12 protein-coding genes are annotated in these 13,023 nt (G+C 69.4%); 4 read left to right on the forward strand and 8 right to left on the reverse strand.

Annotation, left to right across the window (positions count from 1 at the left end; translation table 11 throughout):
* Nucleotides 1-150: 150 nt before the first annotated feature.
* From ACIO3S_RS24020 to ACIO3S_RS24040, 5 genes are all read right to left on the reverse strand, one after another.
* Entirely contained in the window at nt 151-1,158 is a 1,008-nt protein-coding gene (locus ACIO3S_RS24020) for an ABC transporter substrate-binding protein (protein ID WP_400468180.1), read from the reverse strand.
* Between the two features lie 35 nt (nt 1,159-1,193).
* Entirely contained in the window at nt 1,194-2,051 is an 858-nt protein-coding gene (locus tag ACIO3S_RS24025; RefSeq protein ID WP_400468181.1) for an ABC transporter permease, read from the reverse strand.
* A complete protein-coding gene (locus ACIO3S_RS24030) occupies nt 2,048-2,824 on the reverse strand; it encodes an ABC transporter ATP-binding protein (RefSeq protein ID WP_400468466.1) in 777 nt (258 codons plus the stop codon). The genes ACIO3S_RS24025 and ACIO3S_RS24030 overlap by 4 nt, the downstream gene beginning before the upstream one ends.
* A gap of 196 nt (nt 2,825-3,020) precedes the next feature.
* Entirely contained in the window at nt 3,021-3,509 is a 489-nt protein-coding gene (locus tag ACIO3S_RS24035) for a DUF456 domain-containing protein (protein WP_350844340.1), read from the reverse strand.
* Nucleotides 3,510-3,596: 87 nt separating this feature from the next.
* Nucleotides 3,597-3,803: a hypothetical protein gene (locus tag ACIO3S_RS24040; RefSeq protein ID WP_040756289.1), complete on the reverse strand. Its 207-nt coding sequence runs from the start codon at nt 3,801-3,803 to the stop codon at nt 3,597-3,599.
* A 391-nt stretch (nt 3,804-4,194) separates the two neighbouring features.
* On the opposite strand from ACIO3S_RS24040, the gene ACIO3S_RS24045 reads away from it, so the two are divergent.
* Both ACIO3S_RS24045 and ACIO3S_RS24050 read left to right on the forward strand, forming a co-directional pair.
* Nucleotides 4,195-6,258, forward strand: a complete 2,064-nt coding sequence (locus ACIO3S_RS24045; RefSeq protein WP_400468468.1) for a type IIA DNA topoisomerase subunit B — start codon at nt 4,195-4,197, stop codon at nt 6,256-6,258.
* 4 nt (nt 6,259-6,262) lie between these two features.
* Complete coding sequence (locus ACIO3S_RS24050; RefSeq protein WP_160024247.1) at nt 6,263-6,685, forward strand: hypothetical protein; 423 nt, start codon at nt 6,263-6,265, stop codon at nt 6,683-6,685.
* Nucleotides 6,686-6,708: 23 nt separating this feature from the next.
* Here ACIO3S_RS24050 and ACIO3S_RS24055 read toward each other — a convergent pair whose 3' ends face one another.
* Nucleotides 6,709-7,605 (reverse strand): RNA polymerase sigma-70 factor, encoded by an 897-nt coding sequence (locus ACIO3S_RS24055; RefSeq protein WP_400468183.1) that lies wholly within the window; start codon nt 7,603-7,605, stop codon nt 6,709-6,711.
* An 82-nt stretch (nt 7,606-7,687) separates the two neighbouring features.
* On the opposite strand from ACIO3S_RS24055, the gene ACIO3S_RS24060 reads away from it, so the two are divergent.
* Together ACIO3S_RS24060 and ACIO3S_RS24065 are read left to right on the forward strand one after the other, a co-directional pair.
* Nucleotides 7,688-8,635 carry an NAD-dependent epimerase/dehydratase family protein gene (locus ACIO3S_RS24060; protein ID WP_400468185.1) on the forward strand — a complete coding sequence of 316 codons (948 nt, stop codon included), beginning with the start codon at nt 7,688-7,690 and terminating at the stop codon, nt 8,633-8,635.
* Between the two features lie 39 nt (nt 8,636-8,674).
* Entirely contained in the window at nt 8,675-9,127 is a 453-nt protein-coding gene (locus ACIO3S_RS24065) for a PaaI family thioesterase (protein WP_350844346.1), read from the forward strand.
* Nucleotides 9,128-9,183: 56 nt separating this feature from the next.
* Here ACIO3S_RS24065 and tuf read toward each other — a convergent pair whose 3' ends face one another.
* Both tuf and ACIO3S_RS24075 read right to left on the reverse strand, forming a co-directional pair.
* On the reverse strand, nt 9,184-10,371 hold the full coding sequence (gene tuf, locus ACIO3S_RS24070) for an elongation factor Tu (protein WP_400468187.1): 1,188 nt from the start codon (nt 10,369-10,371) through the stop codon (nt 9,184-9,186).
* Nucleotides 10,372-10,740: 369 nt separating this feature from the next.
* Nucleotides 10,741-13,020, reverse strand: a complete 2,280-nt coding sequence (locus ACIO3S_RS24075; RefSeq protein WP_400468189.1) for an FdhF/YdeP family oxidoreductase — start codon at nt 13,018-13,020, stop codon at nt 10,741-10,743.
* Between the last annotated feature and the right edge of the window lie 3 nt (nt 13,021-13,023).

Here is a 13,023-nt window from a genome sequence, read left to right on the forward strand (position 1 = left end):
ACCCTCCCCGGCCCGCCGTGGGCGCCGACCCCCCCCCCCGCCGCCCCGCCCCCCCCCCCCAGGGGGGGCGGGGGCCCCCCCCCCCCCCCCCCCCCCCCCCCCACAACTGCATTCTCGGCGCGCCAGAACTACCGATTCGGCGGGGAGCGGTCAGCTGGCGTCGGCGTTGAACTCGTTGTCGACGTAGATGTCCTCGGCGGCCGGGGCCTTCTTGATCATCTCGACCGACTCCATGAAGTCGGCGAACTCGCCGAAGCCGGTGGGGGTCAGGGACCAGGTGACGTCGGGATCGGTGATCTGAGTCTTGACCTCGGCTGCGGTGAGCTCGCCCTCGGACTCGGCGGAGAGGAGCTCGGCGGCTCGGGCCGGGTCGTCGCTCAGCAGGGCGTTGGACTCCTTCAGGGCCGCGTAGAAGGCCTTGGTGAAGTCGGGGTTGGCGTCGAGGAAGTCGGGCTTGGCGTAGATCGCGTTGAAGGTGGTGCGACCGAAGAGGTCGTAGCTCTTCAGGATCGGGTGGGCGCCGGCCTCGGCTTCCTGGGCGACGAACGGCGGGGCGGTGAGGTGGCCGGCGATCTGGCCGGAGACGAGCGCCTGGAGGCCGTCGGGGTGGCCCATGCCGACGATGTTCTTGTCCAGGGCGTGCGGGTCGCCGAGCTGCTCGCCGGCGGCCTTGCGCAGCGGCAGCGACTGGATCGAGTCGGGCGCCGGCATGGCGATCTTGGCGTCCTTCGGCAGGTCCTTCAGCGACTTGATCGCGGGGTCGGTGACCATGAGCTGGAGGTTCATCTGGTTCATCGCGGCGACCGTCTTCCAGCCGACGCCGGCGTCGACCCCGACCAGGAACGGCGAGGCGCCCATCGAGGCGACCTGGACGTCGCCGGCGATGACCGCGTCGCGCAGCGCACCGCCGGAGTCGAGCTCCTGCCACGTGATCTCGGTGTCGGGCAGCGCCTTCTCGAGAGTCTTCTGCTCCTTGATGATCAGCAGGGTCGCGTACCCCAGGCCGGGCTGGTAGCCGATCGTGATCGTGTCGGCCGGTCCGTCGTCCGCGCCGGCGCCGCAGGCGGCGAGTACGCCGGTGAGCAGGGTGGCGGCGAAGACCGCGGCCAGGCTGCGGATGCCGTGACGCGATCCTCGGCGGGAACCTCGATAGGACATGGTGGAGCTCCTTGACGTGGGGTTGGCGGAGAGTGTTAGGCGGTCTTCATGCCCCAGCGCACGACGGTGCGGCGCTCGAGCCAGCTGAAGACGAGGTCGAAGAGGATCCCGATCAGCGCGATCGTGACCAGGCCGGCGAAGGCGTCGGCGATGTGCAGGTAGGTCTTGGCGTTGTTGATGAAGTAGCCCAGGCCGCCGCCCTCGCCCGCGACGCCGAAGACCAGCTCGGCGGCGATGATGGTGCGCCAACCGAACGCCCAGGCGCTCTTCAGACCGGAGACGGCGTGCGGGAGGGCGGCGGGGACGAGGACGTACCAGACCAGGCGTACGCCGCGTAGCCCGATGTTGCGCCCGACCGCGGCCACCGTGGGGTTGGCGGTGCGGAAGCCCTGGCTGACGTTGATCGCGATCGGCCAGATCACCGCGTTGGCGATCACCACGATCAGAGCCGTGGTGTTGATGCCGAACCACAGCATCGCCAGCGGCAGGATCGCGACGGCCGGGAGCGGGTTGAGCATCGAGGTGAGCAGGACCAGAAGGTCCTCGCCGATCGTCGTCCAGGTGGCGAGCGTGGTCAGCACGGCGGCGGCCACGATCCCGATGGCGAGCGCTTGGCCGAGGATGCGCAGGGTCAGCACGGTCGAGTCGACCAGCGCTCCGCTGCGTACGCCCTCGACCATCGCCTGGGCGACGTCGAGCGGCCCGACGAGCACGAGCGGGCTGACCCCGCCGAACCGGACACCGAGGTCCCAGGCGAGCAGCAGGACGAGGAGCAGCAGCCCGCGACGTACGGCGGTGGGGATGTCGCCCCAGCGGGGCAGCCTCCGCTGCAGGACCTCGGGCAGGTCGCCAGCGGTCCGAGAGGCGGTGGGTGGGGGAGCGGTCTGGGTCATGCTGCCGCCTCGCTCTCGCCGGACCCGTCGACTCCGTCGCCGGCGAGCAGGGACCGCAGGCGCGTCTGGGCGGCGACGAAGGCCGGATCGGTGGGGTCGTCGAGGCCGCGTACGTCGAGCGTGTCCACGACGTGTGACGGGGGTGTCGAGAGGACGACGACCTGGTCGCCGACGTAGACCGCCTCGGCGATGCTGTGGGTGACGAAGAGGACGGTGATGCCGGTCTCGGCGGCCACCTGCTTGAGCTCGCGCTGCAGGCGATCACGGGTCTGGGCGTCGAGGGCGCCGAACGGCTCGTCCATGAGGAGTACGTCGGGCTCGAGCGCCAGCGCGCGGGCGATCGCGACCCGCTGCTTCATCCCGCCCGAGAGCTGGTGCGGATAACGCGCCGCCGCCTGGTCGAGCCCCATCGTCGTCAGCCAGCGGTCGGCCCGCTCCCTCGCCTGCTCGCGGGTGCGTCCGTTGGCGCGCAGCGGGAACTCCAGGTTGCCTCGTACGGTCCGCCACGGGAAGAGCTGGTCGAACTCCTGGAAGACGACCGCTCGGTCCGGGCCGGGCGTGGCGACCGAGGTGCGGCCGGAGACGGTGATCGTGCCCGACCAGGGACGTAGGAACCCGGCCGCGGCCTTCAGGATGGTCGACTTCCCGCAGCCCGACGGACCGAGCAGCATCGTCGTCGATCCGCGTGGCACGGAGAACGAGACCCCGCCGACGGCGAGGTGCGGCTCGCCGTCGACGAGATAGCCGAGGCGTACATCGCTGACCTCGAGCATGGACACGGAAGGCCTCCAGGGATGTGGTCGTCAGAGTCGACTTAGAAAACTAAGTAACTCGACTATAGCGACCTGGAGAAGTGCCCGCCGGAGTGGCCCAGGGGTCGGACTTCTCGGGTGTTTCCTGCACTTCTCGGGCATTGCAACACCTGAGAAGTGCAGGGATACCCGGTTAACCGGGTATCCCGACCGGGGCCTACGGCGTGATGACGACCCCCACGACCCAGGTGATGGTGGCGAAGGTGGCGGCGGTGGCGTCGATCAGGATGAACAGGCCCATCGCCTTCAGGGCGGTCCAGGTGGAGGTCCAGGCGGCACCTGGGTCACCGCCGTGACGACGGAGCTCGGCGAGGAAGACGCCGACGGGGAAGCCGACGAAGATGCCGACGACGGGGATCACGAAGAAGCCGATGATGGCCAGGACCGCGCCGACGATCTGGGTGGACAGCGGCATCCCGGAGTCCTTGAGGCGCTTGCCGGGGATGGCGTACTTGGTGATCAGCCCGATGGCGATGAAGGCGGCCGAGATGCCGAAGATCACCCACCCGGTGGACTCTCCCAGCCAGATGGCCCAGCCGAGGATCGCGGCGGCGACGAGCAGCGCTCCGCCGGGGAGGACAGGGACGATGATGCCGGCAATGCCGAAGGCGATGACCAGCGCGACGAGAACTTCGACGAGACTCACGGAGCGAACCCTAGCCCCGTGGCGCCCCGCAGACGCCGAAGGCCCGGACCGTCGTGGTCCGGGCCTTCGGGGAGTCGGTGGGTGGGGTCAGTTCTTCTCGGTGAGCTTGTGGGTCTCGTCGGTGATCGAGCTCGCGATCTCCTTGAGCTTCTCACCGTGCTCGCGGGCGTGGTGGGCGCAGAACAGCAGTTCGCCGCCGGAGTGGAGCTCCGCGCGTACGTAGGCCTGCGCTCCGCACCGGTCGCAACGGTCCTCGGACGTGAGCGGCGAGCTGGTGGCAACGGCAGTGGTCACATCGGCCTCATTTCTGAATCATGATTGCGCCGGGATAACGTACGTGAGTCCTGGAAGATTCCCTAGATCGCTAGCGTTTCCTCGCGAACTCTTACCGCCGCCGCACCTCTAATCCTTGCAGTTGTCGCTCCGGGTTGGGGATCCGGGTCGGACCTACCCCGCGGGACATCGCTGTCCGTGACAGACATTCTTACCTGTCGACTGACCATTTCGTGCATCGAAACCCGCAAGTTCCACGTAACGGACCGATCACGACGTACGTGTGCCGCCCGATGGCGCGTGGGCCGGTTGCCGCGTGCCTGCGTGAGACCCGGGCGTGTCGCGCGGTAGATTTCATCCAAGAAACACCCCCACGCAGTACCCCGGGAACCACGCAGTTACGCAGGAGCCGATCATCTCTGACAACACCTACAACGCCGCGCACCTCCTCGTCCTCGAGGGCTTGGAGGCGGTGCGCAAGCGTCCCGGTATGTACATCGGCTCGACCGATACCCGCGGCCTCATGCACTGCCTGTGGGAGATCATCGACAACGGCGTCGACGAGGCGCTGGCAGGTGTCGCCGGCCACGTCGAGGTGACGATGCACCCCGACGGCTCGGTCGAGGTCTACGACGACGGCCGTGGCATCCCGACCGACAAGGAGCCCCGCACCGGGCTTCCGGGCGTCGAGGTGGTCGCGACCAAGCTGCACGCGGGCGGCAAGTTCGGTGGTGGCTCCTACAACGCGACCGGCGGTCTGCACGGTGTCGGCCTCTCGGTCGTCAACGCGCTCTCGAGTCGCATGGACATCGACGTGGACCGCTCGCCGGCCCAGCAGGGGATGTCGTTCCGCCGGGGTGTGCCCGGGGTGTTCGACGGCGACGGCCCGACGGCCGCCTTCACACCGCAGAGCGGCCTGACCCGCAAGGGGAAGCGAGTCGCCAAGGGCAAGACCGGCACCAGAGTCAGGTTCTGGCCCGACCGGCAGATCTTCACCAAGGACGCCCGCTTCGAGCTCGAGGGCCTGCTCGGCCGGGCCCGGCAGACCAGCTTCATCGTGCCCGGGCTCGAGCTGGTCATCCGCGACCAGTCCGGCGAGGACCCGGTCGAGGAGAAGTTCCGCCACGACGGCGGCATCGCCGAGTTCGTCGACTTCCTGGCCAAGGACGAGCCGGTCAGCGGCGTACTCCGTCTGCAGGGTTCGGACACCTTCACCGAGACCGTTCCGATGCTCGACGACGCCGGCCACATGACGCCGCAGGACGTCGAGCGCGAGCTCGGCGTCGACATCGCGGTGCGATGGGGCAGCGGCTACGACACCGAGATCCGCTCCTTCGTCAACGTGATCGCGACCCCGAAGGGCGGCACCCACGTCAGTGGCTTCGAAAACGCGCTGACCAAGACGTTCAACGACGCCATGCGTGCCACCAAGGTGCTCAAGGTCAACGACAAGGACATCGTCAAGGAAGACATCCTCGAGGGTCTGACCGCGGTGGTGACGGTGCGTCTGGCCGAGCCGCAGTTCGAGGGCCAGACGAAGGAGATCCTCGGCACTCCGGCCGCCCGCAGCGTGGTGCGCAAGGTCGTCGCCGCGGAGATGAAGACGTTCCTCACCGAGTCGCGCGGGGCGCAGAAGCAGCAGGCCAAGCTGGTGATGGAAAAGGTGTACGCCGCCTCCAAGACCCGGCTCTCGCTGCGTCAGCAGAAGGAGAACCAGCGGCGCAAGAACGCGCTGGAGTCCTCTGCGCTGCCGTCCAAGCTCGCCGACTGCCGCACCACCGACGACCGGGCCGAGCTGTTCATCGTCGAGGGTGACTCCGCGCTCGGCACCGCGAAGGTGGCCCGCAACTCGGAGTTCCAGGCGCTGCTGCCGATCCGCGGCAAGATCCTCAACGTCCAGAAGGCCTCGGTCGGCGACATGCTGAAGAACACCGAGTGCTCCTCGATCATCCAGGTGGTCGGGACCGGCACAGGTCGCAGCTTCGACCTGGACGCGGCGCGCTACGGCAAGATCATCTTCATGGCCGACGCCGACTCCGACGGCGCCCACATCCGTACGCTGCTCGCGACCCTGTTCTTCAAGTACATGCCCGAGCTGATCGCCGCGGGCAAGGTCTACACCGCGGTCCCGCCGCTGCACCGGATCGAGATCTCCAACCCCAAGAAGGGGATGGAGAAGTACATCTACACCTACTCCGACCCGGAGCTGCAGCGGAAGCTCGCCGAGCTGAAGAAGAAGAACGTCACCTGGAAGGACCCGGTGCAGCGCTACAAGGGTCTGGGTGAGATGGACGCCGACCAGCTGGCCGAGACCACCATGGACCCGCGCCACCGGACGCTTCGCCGGCTGACGCTGGACGATGCCGACGAGGCCGCGGCGGTCTTCGACCTGCTGATGGGATCCGAGGTCGCTCCGCGCAAGGAGTTCATCGTCGCCGGAGGCGGTCAGCTCTCCGAGACCGACCTCGACTTCTAGGGCCGTGACCTCAGCGATGGACCAGAAGGCAGCCCGGACAGCGGCGACCAAGGCGTTCAAGACGGGCGGCATGCCGCTGCGCAAGGGCCATCACCGGCTCGGCGACCCCAAGAGCGACGACATCGTCTGGTACGTCGACCTGCGCGCTCAGGGCGCCGGGCCGAGCGCGCCGCTGCGCTACGAGATCGGCTGCTGGGTCGCGGCCCTGGGCCACCCGGAGCCGGAGGGCGGTCCGGTCGACTGCCCGCTGCTGCTCGACCGGCCGGTCGCGGCCACCACACCCGCCGAGATCGGCGAGGAGGTCGACGAGCTGGTGACACTCGTCGCCGATCTCGACTCGGTCACCGCGCTCCGCGACGCGCTGGCGGAGGGGACGCTGGGGCGGCCGCTGGTCGACCAGTCGTTGCGTACGTTTCTGGATGGGTAGGGCCCTGGGCGGCTGACGCTCGGTCAGCGCTCGGCCAGCAGGGCGAAGAGGTCGCCGACCTCACCCAGGTGACCGAGCTTGTCGGGGTTGAGGACGTTGTGCATGCGTACGATCCGGCCGCCGTCGACGTCGAGGGCGATGACCCCGAGCAGGGCGCCGTCGGCACCGCGGGTGAGCATCGCCGGCTGACCGTTGGCGTGCGAGAGCTCCAGACGTACACCGAAGCGCTCCCCCTGACGCATGAGCCCGAGCAGGAAGCGGGTGACGGCGACGGCACCCAGCATCGGCCTCTGGATGGCCGGAGCCCGGCCGCCGCCGTCGGCGACGAACACGACGTCGTCGGCGAGGAGGCGTTCCAGGCCGGCGATGTCGCTCGCGGAGAGTGCGGCGACGAACTGCGAGGCGAGCTGGTCGCGGCGCTCGCGGGAGGGGTCGAACCGCGGCGTGCCGTCGGCGATCCGTTTGCGGGCACGGGTGAAGATCTGGCGGCAGTTGGTCGCGCTCTTGTCGACGACGGGGGCGATGTCCTCGTAGTCGTAGCCCAGCACCTCACGCAGCACGAACACCGCGCGCTCGACCGGCGTGAGGGACTCCAGCAGGACCAGGAACGCGGTGCTGACGGTCTCGTCGAGCTCGAGGCGGTGGCTCGGGTCCTCGTCGGACACGAGGATCGGCTCGGGCAGCCACGGCCCGACGTACTGCTCACGGCGGTGGCGGGCCGAGCGCAGGGTGTCGATGGCGATCCGGGTGGTCACCGTGGTGGCGTACGCATCGAGGTTGTCGACCTCCTCGGTGCTGCGATGCATCCGCAGGAACGCCTCCTGCACGATGTCCTCCGCCTCGGCGACGCTGCCGAGCATGCGATAGGCGATCGAGAACATCAGCGGGCGGAGCCCGTCATGGGCGGTTGCGAGGTCCACGAACGCAGGACCTTACGCCAGCTGTCACACGAGCGCAGGTTGTTTCGTCGGTGGGGACAACAACGACGAAAGGAACAGGAAAATGCGTATCTTCATCGCAGGCGGAACCGGTGCAGTCGGCGTCAGGATGGTGCCGCTCCTGGTGGCCGCCGGACACGAGGTCTTCGGCTCGACCCGGCACGACGCGGGGTGCGAGGTGCTGGCAGGCATGGGTGCGACCGGGATCGTGATGGACCCGCTGGACGCGCAGAGCGTTCACGATGCCGTCGCCAAGGCCGAGCCCGAGGTCGTCGTGCACCAGCTCACCGCGCTGGGCGGCCTGAGCGGCAACCTGAAGAAGTGGGACCAGGACTTCGCGATGACCAACCGGTTGCGTACCGAGGGCACCGACCACCTGCTGGCGGCGTCCCGGGCGGCCGGGGTGCGGCGGTTCATCGCGCAGAGCTTCGGTGGCGGCTGGACCTACGAGCGAACCGGCGGCTGGGTCAAGGACGAGAGCACCCCGATGATCGCCGACCCCGGCAAGGAGGCGCGAGGCGCCCTGGCGGCGATCCGTCACCTGGAGGAGGCAGTGACCGCGGCGTCCGACCTCGAGGGGCTGGTGCTGCGCTACGGCAACTTCTACGGCCCCGGCAACGCCGCCTCGCGTGAGGGCGCGATCGGCGAGCTGCTGCGCGCGGGCAAGATGCCGGTGGTGGGTGGCGGCACCGGGGTGTGGTCGTTCGTCCACATCGACGACGTGGGCGCGGCGACCGCCGCGGCGGTCGAGCGCGGTGCGCCGGGCATCTACAACATCGTCGACGACGAGCCCGCTCCGGTGAACCAGTGGATGCCGTTGCTGGCCGAGCAGGTCGGCGGCCGGAACCCGATGCGCCTGCCGGCCTGGCTGGCTCGGCCGCTGATCGGTGAGTTCGGGGTCGCGCTGATGACCTCGGTGCGCGGCTCCTCGAACGCCAAGGCGAAGCGGGAGCTCGGCTGGACGCCGTCGTACGCCACCTGGCGCGAGGGCTTCCGGACCGGGATCGGCTGAGCCGGGTAGCGATCTCGTGGTTATGGTGGCGCGGTGAAGATGATCGCGTTGCAGGACGAGTGGTGGCCGACGATGACCTGCTTCGGGTGCGGGCCGGCCAACGCCGAGGGGCTCCGGCTGAAGAGCTATCCGCAGCTGGACGGGAGCGTGACCGCGACCTTCCAGCCGTGGCCGCAGCACGACAACGGCGGCGGGTTCCTCAACGGCGGGATCATCGCGACCCTGCTCGACTGCCACAGCGCCGCCGCGGTGCACCAGGAGGCCTTCCTCAACGGCTGGATGCCCGCCGAGGGGGAGTCGCTGGCCTACGTCACGGCCGGGATCGACGTACGCTACCGGCGGCCGGCTCCCCTCCGGGAGCCGGTCACGCTGATCGCGTCGACCAAGGACGCCAGCGAGGACCAGATCACCTCGCTGGTCCGGCTGGAATGGGACGGGAAGGTCCGCGCCGAGGGCGAGGCGCTGTGGAAGCGGTGGCGCCCCCGCGACTGAGAAATGGGAGACGGCCCCCACCAGGTGAGGGCCGTCCCATTCTCTCGTCGAGCAGCTCAGTCGAGAAGCTCGGTCACGGTGCCGGCGGCGACGGTGTGACCGCCCTCGCGGACCGCGAACCCGAGGCCGACGTTCATCGCGATCGGCTTCTCCAGCTCCACCCCCAGCTCGATCGTGTCGCCGGGCATGACCAGGGCGATCTCACCCAGGTCGATCCCGCCGGGCACGTCCGTGGTCCGGAAGTAGAACTGCGGCCGGTAGTCCGCGGCGAACGGCGTGTGCCGGCCACCCTCGGCGGTGGACAGCGCGTGCAGGTTCGCCCGGAACTTCCGGTGCGGCCGTACGCTGCCCGGCAGCGCCACCACCTGGCCGCGACGGACCTCGTCGCGCTTGACGCCACGCAGCAGCACCGCCGCGTTGTCGCCCGCGTCCGCGGACTCCAGCGACTTGCCGAACGTCTCGAGCCCGATCGCCGTGCTGGTGATCGTCGCGCCGAGGCCCACGACCTCGACCGCGTCGCCGACCTTCAGCGTCCCGCGCTCGACGGCACCGGTGACCACCGTCCCGCGGCCGGTGATGGTGACGACGTTCTCGATCGGCATCAGGAACGGCTCGCCGAGCTCGCGCTCCGGCACCGGCACGTAGCCGTCGATCGCGTCGAGCAGGTCACCGATCGCGGCGGTCCACTCCGGGTCGCCCTCCAGCGCCTTCAGTCCGGAGACCCGGACGACAGGTACGTCGTCGCCGGGGAACCCGTACTCGGAGAGGAGGTCGCGGACCTCCAGCTCGACCAGGTCGAGCAGCTCCGGGTCGTCGACGGTGTCGGCCTTGTTGAGCGCCACCACCAGGTACGGCACGCCCACCCGGCGCGCGAGCAGCACGTGCTCCCGCGTCTGCGGCATGGCGCCGTCCTGTGCGGAGACGACCAGGATCGCGGCGTCCACCTGGGCGGCGCCGGTGATCATGTTCTTCACGTAGTCGGCGTGCCCGGGCATGTCGACGTGCGCGTAGTGCCGGGTCGCGGTCTCGTACTCGACGTGCGAGATGTTGATCGTGATCCCGCGCTGCAGCTCCTCCGGAGCACGGTCGATGCCGTCGAAGGCGATGAAGCGGTTCACGCTCGGGTCGCGCTCCGCGAGCACCTTGGTGATCGCGGCGGTCAGGGTGGTCTTGCCGTGGTCGACGTGACCCATCGTCCCGATGTTGAGGTGCGGCTTGGTCCGCACGAACTGGCCCTTGGCCATGAGAGTTCCTTTGTGTGTCAGAAGATTTCGGGGTGAGCCAGGACCCTCCGGCAAGCCCTCACGGCGCTGTCACCGCGATGAGGGGGCCGGTGCGGGCCACCCTCCTCCGCGGGTCCTGCAGAGCAGGAGGAGGGTCAGCTTCGCGCGCCGGTGCAATCGACTGAGGGTGCCCACGTGGGAGCGCCCGTCAGGCTCTTGCCTGACAGGTGGTGCTCTGAAACCACGCGGAACATGCTCATCACGATAGGGATCAACACCGGCCCCGGCAAAGTAATTCCGACGCCCCACAACCTGTCGAGTCGGCGCGTTATGACGCGCCGACTCGACAGGGACTGTGGTCAGGATGAGCCGACTCGGCCGGATTTCAGGTCAGGATGAGCCGGCTCGGCGAGGGTCGAGGCGGACCACGACCGACTTCGACGTCGGGGTGCGGCTACCGTCGGCGTAGGAGTCGAGCGGGATGAGGACGTTCGTCTCCGGGAAGTACGCCGCGGCGGAGCCGCGAGGGGTGGCGTAGGCGACGACGCGGAAGCCCTCGGCCCGGCGCTCGCCGTCGGTCCAGACCGAGACGATGTCGACGGTGCCGCCATCCGCGATGCCGAGCTCGCGGAGGTCCTCGGGGTTGACGAAGACGACGTGGCGCCCGCCCTTGATGCCGCGGTAGCGGTCGTTGTAGCCGTAGACCGTGGTGTTGAACTGGTCGTGGGAGCGCAGCGTCTGGAGCAGCAGGTGGCCCGGGGGAGCCGAGACCGCGGTCAGCGGGTTGGCGGTGATCCGGGCCCGACCGGTCGTGGTGTTGAAGGTGCGCGAGTCGCGGGGGCCGTTGGGCAGGGCGAAGCCGCCGGGTGCCTTCAGCCGGCTCTCGAAGTCCTCGAACCCGGGGATCACCGCGGAGATGTGCCAGCGGATCCGGGAGTAGTCCGCGCCCATCGTGGCCCAGTCGACGCCCTGATCCGAGCCGAAGAGCGCCTCGCCGATGGCGCAGACGATGCAGACCTCGCTGCGCAGCTCCTTCGAGCCCGGAAGCAGCCGGCCGTAGGAGGCGTGGACCATGCCCATCGAGTCCTCGACGGTGACGTACTGCTCGCGGCCTCCGGTCTCGTCGCGCTCGGTGCGGCCCAGGCAGGGCAGGATCAGGCCCTCGCGGCCGTGGTGGAGGTGGCTGCGGTTGAGCTTGGTCGAGATCTGGACGGTGAGGCCGACGTTGGCCAGCGCGGCCGTGGTGACGGCGGTGTCGGGGGTCGCGGCGGCGAAGTTGCCTCCGAGGGCGAGGAAGACGTCGACGGCGCCGTCGCGCATCGCCTCGATGGCGGCGACCACGTCGAAGCCGTCCTCACGGGGCGGCGTGATGCCGAACTCGGCACCGACCGCGTCGAGGAACCACGCCGGCGGCTTCTCCCAGATGCCCATCGTGCGGTCGCCCTGCACGTTGGAGTGGCCGCGGACCGGGCAGGCGCCCGCGCCGGGCTTGCCGATGTTGCCGCGCAGCAGCAGGAACGAGGCGATCTCGCGGATCGTGGCGACCGAGTTCTTGTGCTGGGTCAGGCCCATCGCCCAGCACACGATGACGCGCTCGCGGGACTCGACCAGGTCGGTCAGGGACTCGATCTCCTCGCGGGAGATGCCGCTGAGCCGGGTGATCTCGTCCCACTCCATGGCTGCCCACGCCTGCGCCGCGACCTCGAAGCCGTCGGTGTGCTCCTCGATGAAGGGGTGCGCGATGGCGTCGCGCTCGACGAGCAGCTTGTTGATCCCGGCGAACAGCGCCAGGTCGCCGTTGACCTGCACGGGGATGTGGACGTCGGCGAGCTGGGTGCCGACGCCGGTGACGCCGCGTACGGTCTGGGGGTTGCGGAACCGCCCCAGCCCAGCCTCGCGCAGCGGGTTGATCGAGACGACCTTGGCGCCGTTCTCCTTGGCGGACTCGAGCGCGGTCAGCATCCGGGGGTGGTTGGTGCCGGGGTTCTGGCCGACCACGAAGATCAGGTCGGAGTGTTCGGCGAGGTCGTCGTAGGTGACCGTGCCCTTGCCGATGCCGATGACCTCGCCGAGCGCGGTGCCGCTGGACTCGTGGCACATGTTGGAGCAGTCGGGCAGGTTGTTGGTGCCGAGCTGGCGGGCGAGCAGCTGGTAGACGAACGCGGCCTCGTTGGACGCCCGGCCGGAGGTGTAGAAGACCGAACGGTCCGGGTCGGCCGCGCGCATCCGGTCGGCGATCAGCGAGATCGCGTCGGACCAGGTGATGGGGGAGTAGTGGGTCTCGCCGGGGGCGACGTACATCGGCTCGGTCAGCCGGCCCTGCGACTCCAGCCAGTGGTCGTCGCGCTCGTTGAGCGACGCGATCGAGTTGGCCGCGAAGAAGGCGCGGTCGACCCGCTTGCGGGTCGCCTCCCATGCCACTGCCTTGGCACCGTTCTCGCAGAACTCCGCCGCCTTGCGGTGGTCGGGGTCCGGCCAGGCGCACGAGGGGCAGTCGAAGCCGCCGACCTGGTTGACCTTGAGCAGCGTCTGCAGGCTGCGCTTGGGGCCCATCTCGCGCAGTGCGTACTCCATCGAGTGGGCCACCCCGGGGAGTCCGACCGCGGCCGTCTCCGGCTCCTTGATGCGGAGGGTGGGTTCGGGCAGGTCTACGGAGTGCTCGGTGCTCACCCG

Origin of the sequence: Nocardioides sp. NPDC087217, assembly GCF_044744805.1 — a bacterium.
Lineage (GTDB): Bacteria > Actinomycetota > Actinomycetes > Propionibacteriales > Nocardioidaceae > Nocardioides.

Coding starts and splice junctions, on each gene's coding strand:
- tuf (WP_400468187.1), bottom strand. CDS start 10,371: ATGGCCAAGGGCCAGTTCGTGCGGACCAAGCCGCACCTCAACATCGGG.
- ACIO3S_RS24025 (WP_400468181.1), bottom strand. CDS start 2,051: ATGACCCAGACCGCTCCCCCACCCACCGCCTCTCGGACCGCTGGCGAC.
- ACIO3S_RS24020 (WP_400468180.1), bottom strand. CDS start 1,158: ATGTCCTATCGAGGTTCCCGCCGAGGATCGCGTCACGGCATCCGCAGC.
- ACIO3S_RS24030 (WP_400468466.1), bottom strand. CDS start 2,824: ATGCTCGAGGTCAGCGATGTACGCCTCGGCTATCTCGTCGACGGCGAG.
- ACIO3S_RS24060 (WP_400468185.1), top strand. CDS start 7,688: ATGCGTATCTTCATCGCAGGCGGAACCGGTGCAGTCGGCGTCAGGATG.
- ACIO3S_RS24065 (WP_350844346.1), top strand. CDS start 8,675: ATGATCGCGTTGCAGGACGAGTGGTGGCCGACGATGACCTGCTTCGGG.